Origin of the sequence: Microbacterium sp. SA39 (assembly GCF_000967865.1) — a bacterium.
Taxonomy (GTDB): Bacteria; Actinomycetota; Actinomycetes; order Actinomycetales; family Microbacteriaceae; genus Microbacterium.
Genome location: NZ_JXRU01000032.1, coordinates 1 through 16,100 on the forward strand (window position 1 = coordinate 1; position 16,100 = coordinate 16,100).

Below are 16,100 nucleotides of genomic sequence, written 5' to 3' on the forward strand. Positions count from 1 at the left end.
GTACGGTCGAGAACCGCATGACAACAATGACTTTGTTATGTGTTTGATTGAAACATCAATAGTGTTTCGGCGGCCATAGCGTGAGGGAAACGCCCGGTTACATTCCGAACCCGGAAGCTAAGCCTCATAGCGCCGATGGTACTGCAGGGGGGACCCTGTGGGAGAGTAGGACACCGCCGGACTTAACTTAAACAAGAAAGCCACCCAATGCTGGGTGGCTTTCTTGCGTTGACGCGATGATCGCGCGTCGGCCACGCGCGATCATCGTCTGAGCCGGGACTCGAGCACGGCAGCCGTGTCGATCACGGCATCCGCCAGCTTGCGCTCGTCGAGCGTCGCGTCCGCCCAGGTGACCGCGACGGCGGCGACCGGCCACCCCGCCTGATCGCGGACGGCGGCGCCGACCGATCGCAGGCCTTCGGCGACCTCGCTGTCCTCCGTGGCGTACCCGCGTGCGCGAACCTCGCGCAGAAGCTCCCGCAGTTCTGGCGGGCGTCGGGGTCCCCGGCCCGTCCTGTCGGGGAATGCTGACGCGCTCGGGTACAGAGCCCGCACCTGTTCGCGCGGGAGCGCGGCGAGCATCGCCCGTCCGCTGGCGGTCAGATGCGCCGGCAATCGGACGCCGACATCGGTGACCAGTGCCTGACGTCGGGGAGCGCGCTCCTCGACGATGTACAGCACGTCGCCACCGCTCATGACCGCCAGATGCGCGCTCTCGCCGAGCCGATCGGAGAGACTCGCGACCAGCGGTCGCCCCAACCGTGCGAGGGGCTGTTGGCGCGCGTACCCGCCGGCGAGTTCGAACGCCGACGTCCCGAGGCCCCAGCGTTGCTCCTCGCGGAAGTGCAGAACGAAGCCATGCGCCGAAAGCGTCGTGAGCAGGTGGTACACGGTGGACCGCGGGAGCGACAGCTCGCGAGCGATCGCAGACGCCGCAACCGGCGCAGGGCGTCCGGCGAGATGGCTCAGGATCCGCAGAGTGTTCTCGGCCGCAGGCACGCGGTGGTCGAGGGCGCGCGCGGCACCCGAACTGTCTGAGATCACAGACACAGGATGCCACGATCCACGGCTCCGCGCGACACGAGGGTGTGGAATCGGATCATGAGTGATCTCGAGCCCGTCCTCGTCGGCGCACAGCCGCTGACTCCCGCCGATGTCGTGGCTGTCGCCCGACACGGTGCCCCCGTCGTTCTCGACAGCCGCGCCCTCGAGCGCATCGCCGACACGCGCCGGGTGATCGACGGGCTCGCTGCGGACCCCGATCCTCACTACGGCGTCTCGACTGGTTTCGGTGCCCTGGCGACGACCTTCATCGCTCCCGACCGCCGTCTCCAGCTGCAGGCGAGCCTGATCCGTTCACATGCGGCGGGCACCGGAGCCGAGGCGGAGGTCGAGGTCACCCGGGGTCTGCAGCTGCTGCGTCTGCAGACGCTCGCCTCCGGGCGCACCGGCGTGCGGCCGATCGTCGCGGAGACGTACGCCGCGATGCTCAACGCCGGCATCACGCCGGTGGTGCGCGAGTACGGGTCGCTCGGATGCTCCGGCGACCTGGCGCCGCTCGCCCATATCGCCCTGGCCGCGATGGGGGAGGGGCAGGTGCGCGTGCTTCGACAGGCTCAGCAATCCAGCGGGGCGGCTCAGCAACCCATCGGGGCGGTTCTACACCCGACTTCGGAGGTCGTCCCCGCGGCCGAGGCGCTCGCAGAGGCGGGCATCGTGCCGCTCACGCTCGTGGAGAAGGAGGGCCTCGCGCTGATCAACGGCACCGACGGCATGCTCGGAATGCTGGTGCTGGCACTCCACGACCTGGAGACGCTGCTTCTCACGGCCGACGTCGCCGCCGCCCTCTCGATCGAGTCGCAGCTCGGCACGGATGCCGTCTTCGCCGCTGACCTGATGGCACTGCGTCCGCAGACCGGGCAGGCCGAGTCCGCGGCGAACCTGCGCGCGATCCTCGCGGACTCTCCGATGGTCGCCAGCCATAAGGGACCGGACGACGGCCGGGTGCAGGACGCCTACTCGCTGCGTTGCTCGCCGCAGGTGCACGGGGCAGCCCGCGACACCATGTCGCACGCGCGCACCATCGCCGATCGGGAACTCGCGAGCGTGATCGACAACCCCGTGATCACCCTCGACGGCCGCATCGAGTCGAACGGCAACTTCCACGGGGCACCCGTGGCGGCCGTCCTCGACTTCCTCGCCATCTCGGTCGCCGACGTCGCCTCGGTCTCGGAACGTCGTACCGACCGTGCCCTCGACCCTGCCCGCAGCCACGGTCTGCCCCCGTTCCTCGCTGACGAGGTCGGCGTCGACTCGGGCCTCATGATCGCGCAGTATGCCGCGGCGGGCATCGTGTCCGAGCTCAAGCGCCTCGCCGTGCCGGCATCCGTCGACTCGATCCCGTCCTCCGCCATGCAGGAGGATCACGTCTCGATGGGGTGGGCGGCCGCCCGCAAGCTCCGCCGCGCGATCGACGGCCTCGGCCGCGTGCTCGCGATCGAGGTCCTCACCGGCACGCGAGCGCTCGACCTGCGCGCCCCGTTGCAGGCCGGCCCCGCGACGGGTGCGGTGCGCGACCTCGTCCGCACCGTGGCCGCGGGCCCGGGTCCCGATCGGTTCCTCTCGCCCGAGATGGAAGCCGTCACCGCACTGGTGCAATCGGGCGATGTCGCCCGCATCGCGAAGGAGCACATCCATGTCTGAGAACGCTGCTGAGAACCTGACGGACGACACCGCAACCGGACCCCGCGTCGTCCGCGCGGCGCGGGGCAATCAGCGCACCGCGAAGAGCTGGGGCGCCGAGGCCGCCAAGCGGATGCTGATGAACAACCTCGATCCGGAGGTCGCCGAGCACCCTGAGGACCTCGTGGTGTACGGCGGCACGGGAAAGGCGGCTCGCAGCTGGGCGGCGTACGACGCGATCGTCCGCACCCTCGACGAGCTCGAGCCGGACGAGACGCTGCTCGTGCAGTCGGGCAAGCCGGTCGGTGTGTTCCGCACGCACGAATGGGCGCCCCGCGTGCTCATCGCCAACTCGAACCTCGTCGGAGATTGGGCGACCTGGCCCGAGTTCCGCAAGCTCGAGGAACTCGGACTCATCATGTACGGCCAGATGACGGCCGGCTCGTGGATCTACATCGGTACGCAGGGCATCCTGCAGGGGACGTACGAGACCTTCGCCGCCGTGGCCCGCTCTCTCGGCCGTGACTCGCTGCGGGGGACTCTCACCCTGACCGGCGGTGCCGGCGGCATGGGCGGCGCGCAGCCGCTCGCGGTGACCATGAACGACGGCGTCGTGCTGATCGTCGACGTCGACGAGTCGCGGCTGGCTCGCCGCGTGGACCACGGCTACCTCGACGAGTACACGACCGACCTCGACGCTGCGGTGGCGCGCGTGCTCACGGCGAAGGATGCCGGGGAGCCGCTCTCCGTCGGCGTCGTCGGCAATGCGGCCGAGGTCTTCCCCGAACTGCGGCGCCGGGGAGTGGCCATCGACATCGTCACCGACCAGACGAGTGCGCACGATCCGCTCGCCTATCTGCCGCTCGGTGTCTCGGTCGCCGACTGGAAGGCCGAAGCCGAGCGCGATCCGGAGGAGTTCACCCGCCGATCGCGTGAGTCGATGGCGGCGCACGTCGCGGCGATGGTGGCGTTCCAGGATGCCGGGGCAGCGGTCTTCGACTACGGCAACTCGATCCGCCGCGAAGCCGAACTCGGCGGGTTCGACCGGGCATTCGCCTTCCCGGGCTTCGTGCCGGCGTACATCCGTCCCCAGTTCGAGGAGGGTCGCGGACCCTTCCGCTGGGCGGCGCTCTCGGGCGATCCGGAGGACATCTACAAGACGGACCGGGCCATCGCCGAGCTCTTCCCCGAGGATGCCGCGCTGCACCGCTGGCTCGAGAAGGCTGCCGACAAAGTGCACTTCGAGGGCCTGCCGGCCCGCATCTGCTGGCTCGGCTACAAGGAGCGGCACCTCGCCGGCCTCAAGTTCAATGAGATGGTGGCATCCGGTGAACTGTCGGCGCCCATCGTGATCGGCCGCGATCACCTGGATTCGGGTTCCGTCGCCTCGCCGTACCGCGAGACCGAGGCGATGAAGGACGGGTCCGACGCGATCGCCGATTGGCCGCTGCTGAACGCTCTGCTGAACACGTCGTCCGGTGCCTCTTGGGTCTCGCTCCACCACGGCGGCGGCGTGGGCATCGGCCGCTCCATCCATGCCGGGCAGGTGTCGGTCGCCGACGGCAGTGAGCTCGCGGCGCAGAAGCTGGAACGGGTGCTCACGAACGATCCGGGCACCGGCGTGATGCGGCACGTGGATGCCGGCTACGAGCACGCCCGCGATGTCGCCCGCGACCGCGGCCTGAAGATCCCGATGCTCTGAGAGGCTGTCACCATGACGACGCTCATCACGAACATCGGCGAGTTGACGACGAACGTGTCGACGGCCGAGGGCGACCGTGTGGGAACCCTGCATGACGCGGCGGTGCTGATCGAGGACGGACGCATCGCCTGGGTCGGCGCGGCCGCGGACGCGCCGGGCCCTTCGACGGGCTCAGGGACCCAGTCGGGCTCGGGGATCCCGACGGGCTCAGGGACCCAGGACGTCATCGACGCAGGGGGACGCGCAGTCATCCCCGGCTTCGTCGACAGCCACAGCCATCTCATGTTCGGCGGGGACCGCGCCGCGGAGTTCGAGGCGCGGATGGCGGGACAGAAGTATGCCGCAGGCGGCATCCGCTCGACCGTCGCGGCGACACGAGCCGCAAGCGACGACGAGCTGCGTGCTCGGCTGCGCGGGTTCCTCGACGAGATGCTCGCCCAGGGCACCACGACCGTCGAGATCAAGAGCGGCTACGGCCTGAGCGTCGTGGACGAGGAGCGGCTCGTGCGCCTGGCTGCCGAGGTCACCTCGGAGGTCACGTTCCTCGGCGCGCACGTCGTGCCGGTCGAGTACGCCGATCGCCCCGACGCCTACGTCGACCTGGTCACCGGACCGATGCTGGACGCGTGCGCGCCGCATTCGCGCTGGATCGATGTGTTCTGCGAGACCGGCGCCTTCACGGTGCCGCAGTCGCGGCGCGTGCTCGAGGCGGGGATCGCCCGCGGCCTCGCCCCGCGCGTGCACGCGAGTCAGCTCGGACCCGGCGAGGGCGTGCGGCTCGCTGTCGAGCTCGGGGCGGCATCCGTAGATCACGGCACCTACCTGACGGAGGGCGACGTCACCGCGCTCGCCGCATCCGACACCGTGCTCACCCTGCTGCCTGGCGTGGAGTTCTCGACCCGTCAGCCCTACCCGGACGCACGCCGGCTCATCGACGCGGGTGTCACCGTGGCGCTGGCCTGCGACACGAATCCGGGGTCGAGCTTCACGTCGTCGATGCCGTTCTGCATCGCGATCGCGGTGCGCGACATGGGGATGACTCCCGCCGAGGCAGTGTGGGCGGCGACCGCCGGGGGAGCACGCGCGCTCCGTCGAGACGACGTCGGCGTGGTCACTCCCGGCGCGCGGGCCGACCTCGTGCTGCTGAAGGCGCCCACGCGCATCCACCTGGCCTACCGGCCGGGGGTGCCGCTCGTCGATCAGGTGTGGAAAGACGGCGTCGCGGCCCTCGCCGGATCCGAATCGGATCGGGCTACGGAAGAACACGGCTCTCTCACACGATGACCGCTGGCCGCGGGCTGGCAGCCGCCGCGAGCGGACCCGTCCTCAGACTCCGGGGATCAGGGCGTGAGCGATGGTGAAGATCGCGAGCCCGGCGAGAGCCCCGACGAAGGTGCCGTTCAGGCGGATGTACTGCAGGTCGCGGCCGACCATGAGCTCGATCTTCTCGGTCGTCTCCGCCGGGTCCCACCGCTCCACCGTGTCGGTGATGATCGAGGCGATGTCGTGGCGGTACCGGTCGACGAGGAAGACCGCGGCGTCCGAGACCCAGGTGTCGACGCGGTGCTGCAGCGCGGCATCCGTCGTCAGGCGCTCGCCGACCTCCTGCAGGGCGCTCGCCGCGCGCCGGCGCAGCGCGCTCTCGGGGTCGGCGAGAGCCGTGAGCAGGCCGTTCTTCGCGGTGTTCCATGCCTCCGCGGCCAGCGCTCCGACCCGGGGGCTGTCGAACAGGGAGGCCTTGGCGTTCTCCAGCTTCTCGCGCGTGGCCGGATCGTGCTGCAGGTTGTCGGCCAGCCGCGAGAGATAGCCGTCGATGGCGATGCGAGCCGGATGCCGCGGGTCGGCCTGCACGGCGTGGATGAACTTGATGGCCTCGTTGTAGACGGTGTCGTCGACGAAGCGGTGCGCGAGCTTGGGCACCCACCCGGGCAGGCGTCGCGAGACGAGACCCGTGAACGACTCGGCGTTCGCCTCGAGCCACCGGCCGATGCTCTCCACGGCCAGGTCGACCGCGCCGTGGTGAGCCTCCGCCTCGATGATCTTCTCGAGCCAGGTGCCGGCGGGTGGCCCCCACTCGGGTGCGACGAGGTGCTCGCGGGCGAGATCGGCGATCAGGTCGCGCACGTCGTCGTCGCTGAGCGCGTTGAGGACGGCAGTCGCAATGGTGGCGCCTTCGGCGCCGATGCGTTCGGCGTGCGGCCTCTCGCGCAGCCACTCGCCCGCTCGCCGCGCGATCGCGGTGCTCGCGAGCTTGGTGCGCACGACGTCGGCCGCCAGGAAGTTTGTCTCGACGAACTCGCCCAGCGTGCGGCCGATCTCGTCCTTGCGGCTCGGGATGATCGCCGTATGCGGGATCGGCAGCCCCAGGGGCCTGCGGAACAACGCCGTGACGGCGAACCAGTCGGCGAGTGCTCCGACCATTCCGCCCTCGGCGGCGGCGCGCACGTAGGCGAGCCAGCCCATCCGCTCCTGGAAGGCGAACGCGAGCACGAAGACGACTGCCATGAAGACCAGGGCGCCGAGCGCGACGGCCTTCATGCGGCGGAGAGCGCGCAGCCGCTCCTGGTCGGCGGGCGAGAGCTGCGCCATCGGTGTTCGAGCCATGCGGCCATCCTTCCACGCGCGGAGTACCCTCGAGACGTGATCGAAGACATCAAGAAGCGTGCCCTGCACCGCACCAGCATCCTCGAGGGGCAGATGCGCGGTGTCGCGCGAATGATCGAGAACGAGGAGTACTGCATGGACATCATCACGCAGTCCCGGGCGATCCAGCGCTCCCTCGAGTCCCTCAACCGGCTGCTGCTGGAGAACCACCTGCGCACGCACGTGACGCACATGTTCGACGAGGGCGGCGACGAGCGCGACAAGGCCGTCGGCGAGCTCCTCAAGGCGTTCGACTTCGACCGCAGGTAGACACGACGCAGCGCCCCGGCGAGATCGCCGAGGCGCTGCGCATCTTCGAGGCGCTGTGGGCAGGTCACCTCCCGCCGTCGAAGACCTCGTCCTCCATGGCGTCGTACCCCTCGGCCTGCGGGTCACCGTGCGTGCCCCCGGAGAGCGCGTACTCCTCCTCCGGCGACAGCACGAGGCGGTGACGGAAGAACAAACCGAAGCCGAGCAGGATCACGACGTACACGATGGCGATCGCGATGATCGCCGGACCGAACGTCGGGTTCAGCAGGAAGCCGACGAAGATGAGCGCGGCGATGACGAGCGCGAGCGCTGCTCCGGGGATGCCCCACGGGCTGCGGTACGGACGGGCCGCGTCCGGATACTTCTTGCGCAGGATCATGAACGAGACGAGCTGGAGCCCGTACGCGAGCACCGCGCCCCAGACGGCGATGTTCAGCACGATCGCGCCCGCCACCGAACCGGCGCCCTCGGCATCGACCGCCGCGAGCACATCGAGGATGATGAGGGCGACGAAGCCGACCGCTGCTCCGACGACCAATGCCACCCAGGGCGTCTGCCGCTTGCCGGTGAGGGAGAGGAAGCGCGGGTAGTACCCGGCGCGGGAGAGCGAGTACATGTTGCGGCCGTAGGCGAACATGATGCCCTGCAGCGAGGCGAGCAGCCCGATCAGGGCGAACAGCGCGAGCACCGCCGCGAGCTGGTCGCCGACGATCGCACGGAAGCCGTCGAGCAGCGGCTCGCCCGCCTCTCCCGTGGCGTCGGCGCCGATCACGCCGGTGTTGAGGAACAGCACCAGCAGGCCGGTGACGATGAGCGTGCCACGGGCCCAGAATCCGGCCTTCGGGATGTCGCGAGTCGGGTTGTGTGACTCCTCGGCGGCGAGCGGCAGCTCCTCGATGCCGAGGAAGAACCACATCGCGAAAGGGAGGGCGAAGAGGATCGGCAGGACGCCGTGCGGGAGGAAGGTCGTCTGGCCTTCGTCGGGGGCGATGTCCCAGAGCGCATCCCAGCTGAAGGCACCGGAGAAGAGCGCCATCAGGGAGAACACCAGGATGATGCCGATCGAGATGATCGAGACGACGATCGCGAAGCGGAAGGAGATCGCGGCGCCCGCGGAGTTCAGGGCGATGAAGACGATGTAGAGGATCAGGTACCACAGCCACCCCGGCAGTTCGAGTCCCAGCAGCTCGCTGGTGATGCCATTCGCATACGACGCCGAGAAGTAGACGATCACCGCCGTGGTCGCGACGTACTCGATGGTCTCCGCGGCGCCGGTGACGAGTCCGCCCCAGGGGCCCATGGCGGAGCGCGCGAACGAATAGGCGCCCCCGGTGTGGGGCATCATCGCGGCCATCTCGCCGATCGCGAAGATCATCCCGTAGTACATCAGGACGAGGATCACGAAGGCGATCAGCATCCCGCCGAAGCCCGCGAACTCGATGCCGAAGTTCCAGCCGGAGAAGTCGCCCGAGATGACCGCGGCCACGGCGAGACCCCACAGGCCCCAGACACCGGCCGATCTCTTCAGGGTGCGTTTCTCGAAGTACTCGCTCCCGGCACGTGTATAGGTCGCCCCAGCGACCTTGCGGGACTCATTGCTCTGCTCAGACATCCGCTCTCCGCTCGCTCGCATATCGGCGCCCGGTGCACCTTGGGCATGATTGTGACAGTCAATGGTGGTTTCGTCTACCTTTAGAAGTCGGAGTGATCTACTCTGAGGGCGAAGCCGGTCGGTCGATCGCTTCACCATGACGACGGGAGCGAGAAGATGTCGGGAAACCTGAGCATCGATCAGCTGGATGCCGGCATCGCCGCCGGCGAGATCGACACGGTGATCGTGGCCTTCGCCGATGCGCAGGGACGACTGGTCGGCAAACGCGTCTCGGCGCGGCTGTTCCAGGAGGACATCCTGCACCACGGCGCCGAAGCCTGCGACTACCTGCTGTCCGTCGACGTCGACATGAACACCGTCGACGGCTACGCGATGTCGGGCTGGGATCGCGGCTACGGAGACATGGTGCTGCGGCCCGACGTCGAAACCCTCCGGCGCATCCCCTGGCTCGACGGCACCGCTCTGGTGATCGCCGACCTGATCTGGGCGAACGGCGAGCCCGTCGGACCCTCTCCCCGCGCGATCCTCGACCGGCAGCGCGATCGCCTCGCCGAGCGCGGATTGACCGCGTTCGCGGGCACCGAGCTCGAGTTCATCGTCTTCGAGAACACCTACCGCGACGCGTGGGCCCGCAAGTACGAAGGACTCACGCCGGCGACGGACTACAACGTCGACTACAACCTGCTCGCCTCGACGCGGATGGAGCCGCTGCTGCGCGACATCCGCAACGGCATGGATGGCGCCGGCCTGTACTGCGAGGGCGTGAAGGGCGAGTGCAACCTCGGCCAGCAGGAGATCGCCTTCCGGTACGCCGAGGTGCGCGAGACCGCCGACCAGCACGCGCTCTACAAGAACGGCGCGAAGGAGATCGCGGCGCAGCACGGTCAGGCGCTCACCTTCATGGCCAAGTTCAACGAACGCGAGGGGAACAGCTGCCACATCCACCTCTCGCTGCGCGCCGACGACGGCACGCCGGTGATGGCCGGTGAGGGAGAGCACGGGTTCAGCCCGGTCATGGAGCACTGGATCGCCGGCATCCTCGCCACGCTGCGCGAATTCACCCTGCTCTACGCACCCAACATCAACTCGTACAAGCGTTTCGCGAAGGGCAGCTTCGCCCCGACCGGGGTCGCGTGGGGCATCGACAACCGTACGTGCGCACTGCGCGTGATCGGGAAGGGCTCCGGACTCCGCGTCGAGAACCGGGTGCCCGGCGGCGACGTGAACCCGTACCTCGGCATCTCGGCGATCATCGCCGGCGGCCTGTACGGCATCGAGAACGAGCTGCCGCTGCCCGAGCGCTTCACCGGCAACGCCTACGTGGACGCGGTGGAGCACCTGCCGACCACCCTCCGCGAGGCCGCACAGCTCTTCCGCGAATCGGCCATCGCACGAGCCGCGTTCGGTGACGACGTCGTCGACCACTACCTGAACCAGGCGCGCATCGAGCTCGAGGCCTATGACGCCGTCGTCACCGACTGGGAGCGGATCCGTGGTTTCGAGCGGCTCTGACGCGGCACCGCTGATCGGTGTCACGACGTACCTGGAGCGGGCGCAGCAGGGAGTATGGGATGTGCGGGCCGCGTTCCTTCCCGAGCAGTACCTGACCGGAGTGACCGCATCCGGGGGGATCGCGCTGCTGCTTCCTCCGCAGGACCCCGAGGCCGCCGATGCGGCCATCGCCGGCATGGACGGGCTGATCCTCTCCGGCGGAGCGGACGTCGCCCCCGAGCTGTACGGTGCGGATCGGCATCCGCTCACCGACCCCGCCCGCACCGATCGCGACGCGTGGGAGCTCGCGCTCTTCCGCGCGGCGGAGCGGCGCCGCATCCCGGTGCTCGCGATCTGCCGGGGACTGCAACTCGTCAACGTGGCCCGCGGCGGCACTCTGCAGCAGCATCTGCCCGAGACCCTCGGCACCGAGCGCTACCGGGTCGGCGGGGGAGTCTTCGCCGAGAACCACATCGAGGTCTCGGAGGACACGGCCCTCGCCGACGTCCTCGGCGCGGGGGGGACCCGGGTGCACAGCTACCACCATCAGGGCATCGACCAGCTCGGCGAGGGACTGGTCGCAGCCGCACGCTCCGATGACGGCCTGGTGCAGGCCGTCATCGACACCTCGGACGGACACGTCGTCGGCATCCAATGGCATCCGGAGGAGAACGCCGAGGACCGGCGCCTCTTCCGCGATCTCGTCTCAGAGGCTCGTGCGTTCGCCGCGCGACGGAAGGAGGACGCCCGATGAGCGCGTTCACAGTCATCAACCCGTCGACCGGGGCCGCGATCCGCGACATCGCCCGTGCCGACGTCGGCGAGACGGATGCCGCGATCGCGCGCGCGGTCGCCGCGCAGCGCCGGTGGGCCGCACTCGCACCGGTCGCTCGGGCCGACGCGCTCCGGGCGTTCGCCCGCGCGGTCGAAGGAGCCATCGAGGAGCTGGCGCAGCTGGAGGTGCTCAACTCCGGGCATCCGATCGCCTCCGCGCGCTGGGAGGCCGGACACGTCGCTCAGGTGCTCAACTACTACTCCGCCGACCCGGAGCGTCTGTCCGGTCGGCAGATCCCGGTGGCCGGCGGCCTCGACGTGACCTTCCACGACCCCTATGGCGTGGTCGGCGTCATCGTGCCGTGGAACTTCCCGATGACGATCGCATCGTGGGCGTTCGCGCCGGCGCTCGCCGCGGGCAACGCCGTCGTGCTGAAGCCGGCCGAGCTCACGCCCCTCACCGCCATCCGCCTCGGTGAGCTCGCGCTCGAGGCCGGGCTTCCGGAGGGGCTGTTCGAAGTCGTCACCGGCTCGGGATCGGTGGTCGGTCAGCGCCTGGTCGAACACCCGGACGTGCGCAAGGTCGTCTTCACCGGCTCGACGGAGGTGGGCATCGAGGTGGCGGCCGGCTGCGCTCGCGCGCTCAAGCCGGTCACCCTCGAACTGGGCGGGAAGAGCGCGAACATCGTCTTCGCCGACGCCGACCTCGAGAGGGCAGCGGCCGCCGTGCCCGGCTCGGTGTTCGACAACGCCGGACAGGACTGCTGCGCACGCAGCAGGCTCCTCGTGCAGCGTTCCGTGTACGACCGCTTCCTCGAGTTGCTCGAACCCGCGGTGGCCGCCTGGCGCGTCGGCGACCCCCGCAGCGCCGACACCGACATGGGACCCCTCATCTCGGCGGGACACCGCGAGACCGTCGCGTCCTTCCTGGACGGGACGGACATCGCGTTCCGCGGTACGGCGCCGGAAGGCGATGGCTTCTGGATGGCCCCGGCCGTCGTGCTCGCCGACCCGGGGGACCGCATCGCCCAGCAAGAGGTGTTCGGTCCGGTCGTGGCGGTGATGCCGTTCGACGACGAGGCCGACGCGATCCGCCTGGCGAACGACACCGTGTACGGGCTCGCCGGCTCGGTCTGGACCGAGAGCCTCGGGCGCGGAGTGCGCGTGGCGCGTGGCGTGCAGAGCGGCGTGCTGTCGGTGAACTCGCACTCCTCGGTCCGCTACGCCACGCCCTTCGGCGGCATGAAGGCTTCGGGGCTGGGGCGCGAGCTCGGCCCCGATGCTGCCGAGCACTTCACCGAGACCAAGAACGTCTTCTTCGCGACCGATGAACTCTGATCGCCTCGCGGCCCACCCCATCCGGAACGGAGAACCCACATGAGCATCGATCTCACACAGCGACTGAAGGACCGCGTCGCCATCATCACCGGCGGTGCGAGCGGCATCGGGTTCGCCACCGCGAAGCGCTTCGCCGCGGAGGGCGCCTTCGTCGTCATCGCCGACGTCGATACGGCCACGGGCGAAGCGGCCGCGGCCGAGGTCGGTGGGGCGTTCCGCCTGGTGGATGTCGCTGACGAGGCGAAGGTGAACGCGCTCTTCGACGGTGTCGCCGAGGAGTTCGGCCGCATCGACATCGCGTTCAACAATGCGGGCATCTCGCCGGCCGACGACGACTCGATCGAGACGACCGAGCTTCCCGCGTGGGATCGGGTGCAGGACGTGAACCTGAAGAGCGTGTACCTCTGCAGTCGTGCCGCGTTGCGCCACATGGTGCCGGCTGGGCGCGGCTCCATCATCAACACCGCGTCGTTCGTCGCGCTGCTCGGCTCGGCCACCTCGCAGATCAGCTACACCGCCTCGAAGGGCGGCGTGCTGGCGATGTCGCGCGAACTCGGCGTGCAGTTCGCGCGACAGGGGGTGCGGGTGAATGCACTCTGCCCCGGGCCGGTGAACACGCCGCTGCTGCAGGAGCTCTTCGCGAAGGACCCGGAGCGTGCGCAGCGTCGACTCGTGCACGTGCCGATGGGGCGTTTCGCGGAGCCTGCGGAGCTGGCGGCGGCCGTGGCCTTCCTCGCGTCCGACGACTCCTCGTTCATCACTGCGAGCGCGTTCGTCGTCGACGGTGGGATCACGAACGCCTACGTCACCCCGCTGTGAGCGATTCCCGACCGGCTCCGAACGACGGCGACCTCGTCGAGGTGCGGAAGGCGGTCTACCGGCCGCTGCGTCGCGGCAATCCGCTCGAGGATGCTGTCGCCCGTCTCGTGCAGACCATCCGTCTCGGCGTGGTCGCTCCGGGGGAGTCCTTGCCGCCGGAGCGCGAGCTGGCGGCATCGTTCGGCGTGAGCCGCGACACCGTGCGTGAAGCCATCCGCGAGCTCGCCGACACCGGCTATCTGCTGCCCAAGCGAGGGCGGTACGGGGGCACGTTCGTGGCGGATCCGCTCCCGCATCCTTCCGGGCCCGGCACGGTGACCACCGAGCAGATCGACGACGTCCTGGGCTTGCGTCGCGTGCTCGAGACCGGTGCCGCACGCGCGGCGGCGGGCCGATCCCTGGACGCCTCGACCCGTGCGGATCTGTGGGCACGCCACGAGGCGGCGCTGCCGGCGGGCCCGGACGAGTACCGACGCCTCGACACCCTTCTGCATCTGGCGATCGCCGAGGCCGCGGGCATTCCCTCGCTCGTCGCACTCGTCGCCGAGAATCGTGCCGATGTCAACGCGTGGCTCGATACGTTCCCCCTGCTGCCGCGGAACATCCAGCACTCGGGCGAGCAGCACGAGAGCATCGTGTCCGCGATCCTCGCCGGACGACCGGATGCCGCCGAGGCGGCCATGCGCGAGCACCTCGCGGGCTCCGAGGCGTTGCTGCGCGGCTTCCTGATCTGAGCACGTCCGTGCACCCGCGCCGACTCAGCGGTTGTCGTAGCCCCAGCGCACGCCGAGCGCACCCGGTCCGAAATCGCGGCGGCTCTGATGGATCGAGGGGTGCGGCTCGAGGGGCCGGTAGATCGTCCCTTCCGTCTCGTCGGTCCGTTCGAGTTCGTCGAGCCGGTCCGGGATCGCCTCGGGGTGGAATCGGGTCCACAGCACGAGGTCGCGGATGGGTCGCAGCACGAAGGCGCCTGTCTCCGGCTGCCAGGCGCGGTCGTCGTGACCATCCATGGTGACCTCGATCATCGTCGTCGCGCCCAGGGTGAGCGGCTGATCCAGCCGCAGGACGTAGGCGTATACGTGCCCGCTCGCATGCAGGTGGTCGCGGATCATCCGTGCGCCATGCACCACCATCTCCGGACGGGCGATCGTGTTCTCCGCCGAGATCATCGTGTACGTGACGAAACTCACCGTGTCGGGCGCGACGGACTGGATGAGCGTGCGCGCCATGCGGCGATGAAGGCGGCCGTCGGCCGCGACGTCGGCGACCACGTGCGTCGAGAGCTCGCGCGTGATGTCCAGCGGCGGGGCGTCGAGGATCTCCCGCGTCTCCGCGAGGGCCCGCCGGATCTGGGACTCGGTGAACGGGTTGCGCGGTTCATGGATCCTTCCCAGCCGGACCCTCTCGGTCACCAGACTCGCGAGATCGCCGGTCTCCAGGTCGAGGAGTCTTTCGATCTCCTCCACGGCCGCAAGGGAGGAGACGCCCTCCGGGGCTCGCTTCCCGGACCGCCAGTAACTCAGCGTGGCGACGGAGACAGGGTTCGCCCGTTCCACCAGTCTGCGGTGGAGCCACGACAGCGAGGCTCCTCGTGCGGTCAGCACTGCAGCGAAGGCGCGGCTGAAGGCGCTGCGATCCACGTGTTCGTCGGTCATGACACCCCTCGCCTCGCCCGATCGACCCTCAGCGGTCGGATCCCCATCGGATCCCGAGGATCCCCGGGCCGAAATCCCGTCGTGACTGGTGGATCGACTCGGCCGGGGTCAGCGTTCGCGTCGTCGTCGGTCGAGGGGCCGCAGGCGTCCGCTCGAACTCGTAGAGCCAGTCCGGCACGGCTGCGGGGTGGAAGCGGGTCCACAGCACCAGGTTCCGAATCGGGCGCATCACGAAGCCCGCGGTCTCGTTCTCGCGTGGGAACTGCCCCTCCTCGGGCGGCGGCACCGCCATGCTGATCTCGAGCATCGTGGTGTCGCCCATCGCGAGCGGTCTGTCCAGGCGGAGCACGCAGGCGTAGACGTGCTCGCTCTCGTGCAGGTGCTCCCGGACGAGAGTCGCACCGCGGAGAGTGCACGCCGGACGCCTGACCGGCGCATCGGCCGACATCAGAGCGTAGGTCATCTCCTCGACCACCGGAGCGACCGCCTGCACGAGCACCTGCGAAGTGCGGCTCTCCAGCAGTCCGTTCTCGCCCACAGTGGAGACGACGTGCGCCGAGAGCGACCGGGTGAACTCGATCGGCGGGGCGTCGAGGATCCTCAGAGTCTCCTCCGCGGCCTGAGTGACCTCGCACTCCGTGAACGGATTCTGCGCGGCACTGAGGCTCCCGAGGCGGGTTCGCGTGTCGACCAGCCCCACGAGCGCTCCGGCATCGAGTCCCAGCAGTCGTTCGATGTCTTCCAGCACGGTCAACGACCGGAAACCCTCGGGATGCCGCTCCCCGGATCGCCAATAGCTGAGCGTCGCGACCGAGATCGGGTTGGCGCGGTCCTTCAAGCGCCGTTGCAGCCAGGACAGCGTTACCCGTCTCGCGGAGATGGCCGCCGAAAAGGCCTCCGCGAATGCCGTCGGACGTTCGTCTCCCGTGTCGAGCATGATGTCTCCCCGGGCGTCACCATATCCCCGGCGACCGACGACAGCGGAGCGCGACCCGATATGCTGGCTCGCCCCCTGCGGACAGGTCTCAGAGCGATCAGAGAGTGGTCAGAGAACCGTCTCTGCGCGCGTCAGGACGTCCCTCAGGATCTGCTCGATCTCGAGCGGATCGTCGGG

The 16,100-nt window shown here is 69.3% G+C and carries 14 protein-coding genes and 1 rRNA gene; 10 read left to right on the top strand and 5 right to left on the bottom strand.

The annotated features are described in order from the left end of the window. Window positions 1-65: 65 nt before the first annotated feature. Window positions 66-182 (top strand): 5S ribosomal RNA (gene rrf / locus RS85_RS07720). Between the two features lie 79 nt (window positions 183-261). Here the strand turns inward: rrf and RS85_RS07725 are convergent. Then, on the bottom strand, window positions 262-1,044 hold the full coding sequence (locus tag RS85_RS07725) for an IclR family transcriptional regulator (protein WP_046013046.1): 783 nt from the start codon (window positions 1,042-1,044) through the stop codon (window positions 262-264). A 57-nt stretch (window positions 1,045-1,101) separates the two neighbouring features. Between RS85_RS07725 and hutH the strand changes: the two genes are divergently transcribed. From hutH to hutI, 3 genes are read left to right on the top strand one after another with little or no spacing between them, the layout of a single operon-like run. Beyond that, window positions 1,102-2,703, top strand: coding sequence for a histidine ammonia-lyase (gene hutH, locus RS85_RS07730; protein WP_046012866.1), 1,602 nt, complete (start codon window positions 1,102-1,104; stop codon window positions 2,701-2,703). After that, window positions 2,696-4,384: a urocanate hydratase gene (gene hutU / locus RS85_RS07735; protein ID WP_200894804.1), complete on the top strand. Its 1,689-nt coding sequence runs from the start codon at window positions 2,696-2,698 to the stop codon at window positions 4,382-4,384. The genes hutH and hutU overlap by 8 nt, the downstream gene beginning before the upstream one ends. A 12-nt stretch (window positions 4,385-4,396) precedes the next feature. After that, entirely contained in the window at window positions 4,397-5,668 is a 1,272-nt protein-coding gene (hutI, locus tag RS85_RS07740; protein WP_046012867.1) for an imidazolonepropionase, read from the top strand. A 42-nt stretch (window positions 5,669-5,710) separates the two neighbouring features. On the opposite strand, the gene RS85_RS07745 is transcribed toward hutI, so the two are convergent. After that, entirely contained in the window at window positions 5,711-6,988 is a 1,278-nt protein-coding gene (locus RS85_RS07745) for a DUF445 domain-containing protein (RefSeq protein WP_046012868.1), read from the bottom strand. Between the two features lie 36 nt (window positions 6,989-7,024). Between RS85_RS07745 and RS85_RS07750 the strand changes: the two genes are divergently transcribed. After that, a complete protein-coding gene (locus RS85_RS07750) occupies window positions 7,025-7,297 on the top strand; it encodes a metal-sensitive transcriptional regulator (RefSeq protein WP_046012869.1) in 273 nt (90 codons plus the stop codon). Between the two features lie 64 nt (window positions 7,298-7,361). Here RS85_RS07750 and RS85_RS07755 read toward each other — a convergent pair whose 3' ends face one another. Continuing rightward, window positions 7,362-8,909: an amino acid permease gene (locus tag RS85_RS07755; RefSeq protein WP_046012870.1), complete on the bottom strand. Its 1,548-nt coding sequence runs from the start codon at window positions 8,907-8,909 to the stop codon at window positions 7,362-7,364. 156 nt (window positions 8,910-9,065) lie between these two features. Between RS85_RS07755 and RS85_RS07760 the strand changes: the two genes are divergently transcribed. From RS85_RS07760 to RS85_RS07780, 5 genes are read left to right on the top strand one after another with little or no spacing between them, the layout of a single operon-like run. Then, window positions 9,066-10,421, top strand: a complete 1,356-nt coding sequence (locus RS85_RS07760) for a glutamine synthetase family protein (protein ID WP_046012871.1) — start codon at window positions 9,066-9,068, stop codon at window positions 10,419-10,421. Continuing rightward, window positions 10,402-11,154 carry a gamma-glutamyl-gamma-aminobutyrate hydrolase family protein gene (locus RS85_RS07765; protein ID WP_235282375.1) on the top strand — a complete coding sequence of 251 codons (753 nt, stop codon included), beginning with the start codon at window positions 10,402-10,404 and terminating at the stop codon, window positions 11,152-11,154. The genes RS85_RS07760 and RS85_RS07765 overlap by 20 nt, the downstream gene beginning before the upstream one ends. After that, window positions 11,151-12,512 (top strand): aldehyde dehydrogenase family protein, encoded by a 1,362-nt coding sequence (locus RS85_RS07770; RefSeq protein WP_046012873.1) that lies wholly within the window; start codon window positions 11,151-11,153, stop codon window positions 12,510-12,512. The genes RS85_RS07765 and RS85_RS07770 overlap by 4 nt, the downstream gene beginning before the upstream one ends. 39 nt (window positions 12,513-12,551) lie before the next feature. Continuing rightward, window positions 12,552-13,331, top strand: coding sequence for a 3-oxoacyl-ACP reductase (locus tag RS85_RS07775; protein WP_046012874.1), 780 nt, complete (start codon window positions 12,552-12,554; stop codon window positions 13,329-13,331). After that, entirely contained in the window at window positions 13,328-14,065 is a 738-nt protein-coding gene (locus tag RS85_RS07780; RefSeq protein ID WP_082087538.1) for a FadR/GntR family transcriptional regulator, read from the top strand. The genes RS85_RS07775 and RS85_RS07780 overlap by 4 nt, the downstream gene beginning before the upstream one ends. Before the next feature lie 24 nt (window positions 14,066-14,089). Here the strand turns inward: RS85_RS07780 and RS85_RS07785 are convergent, their stop codons facing one another. Both RS85_RS07785 and RS85_RS07790 read right to left on the bottom strand, forming a co-directional pair. Beyond that, window positions 14,090-14,986, bottom strand: a complete 897-nt coding sequence (locus RS85_RS07785) for a hypothetical protein (protein WP_046012875.1) — start codon at window positions 14,984-14,986, stop codon at window positions 14,090-14,092. A gap of 28 nt (window positions 14,987-15,014) precedes the next feature. Next, window positions 15,015-15,923, bottom strand: a complete 909-nt coding sequence (locus RS85_RS07790; RefSeq protein WP_046012876.1) for a helix-turn-helix domain-containing protein — start codon at window positions 15,921-15,923, stop codon at window positions 15,015-15,017. Window positions 15,924-16,100 lie beyond the last annotated feature (177 nt).

Excerpts from the sequence above, each read along its gene's own strand:
- RS85_RS07745 (WP_046012868.1), bottom strand. The coding sequence starts at position 6,988 with ATGGCTCGAACACCGATGGCGCAGCTCTCGCCCGCCGACCAGGAGCGG.
- RS85_RS07755 (WP_046012870.1), bottom strand. The coding sequence starts at position 8,909 with ATGTCTGAGCAGAGCAATGAGTCCCGCAAGGTCGCTGGGGCGACCTAT.
- hutU (WP_200894804.1), top strand. The coding sequence starts at position 2,696 with ATGTCTGAGAACGCTGCTGAGAACCTGACGGACGACACCGCAACCGGA.
- RS85_RS07770 (WP_046012873.1), top strand. The coding sequence starts at position 11,151 with ATGAGCGCGTTCACAGTCATCAACCCGTCGACCGGGGCCGCGATCCGC.
- hutI (WP_046012867.1), top strand. The coding sequence starts at position 4,397 with ATGACGACGCTCATCACGAACATCGGCGAGTTGACGACGAACGTGTCG.
- RS85_RS07790 (WP_046012876.1), bottom strand. The coding sequence starts at position 15,923 with ATGCTCGACACGGGAGACGAACGTCCGACGGCATTCGCGGAGGCCTTT.
- RS85_RS07760 (WP_046012871.1), top strand. The coding sequence starts at position 9,066 with ATGTCGGGAAACCTGAGCATCGATCAGCTGGATGCCGGCATCGCCGCC.
- RS85_RS07785 (WP_046012875.1), bottom strand. The coding sequence starts at position 14,986 with ATGACCGACGAACACGTGGATCGCAGCGCCTTCAGCCGCGCCTTCGCT.
- RS85_RS07775 (WP_046012874.1), top strand. The coding sequence starts at position 12,552 with ATGAGCATCGATCTCACACAGCGACTGAAGGACCGCGTCGCCATCATC.
- hutH (WP_046012866.1), top strand. The coding sequence starts at position 1,102 with ATGAGTGATCTCGAGCCCGTCCTCGTCGGCGCACAGCCGCTGACTCCC.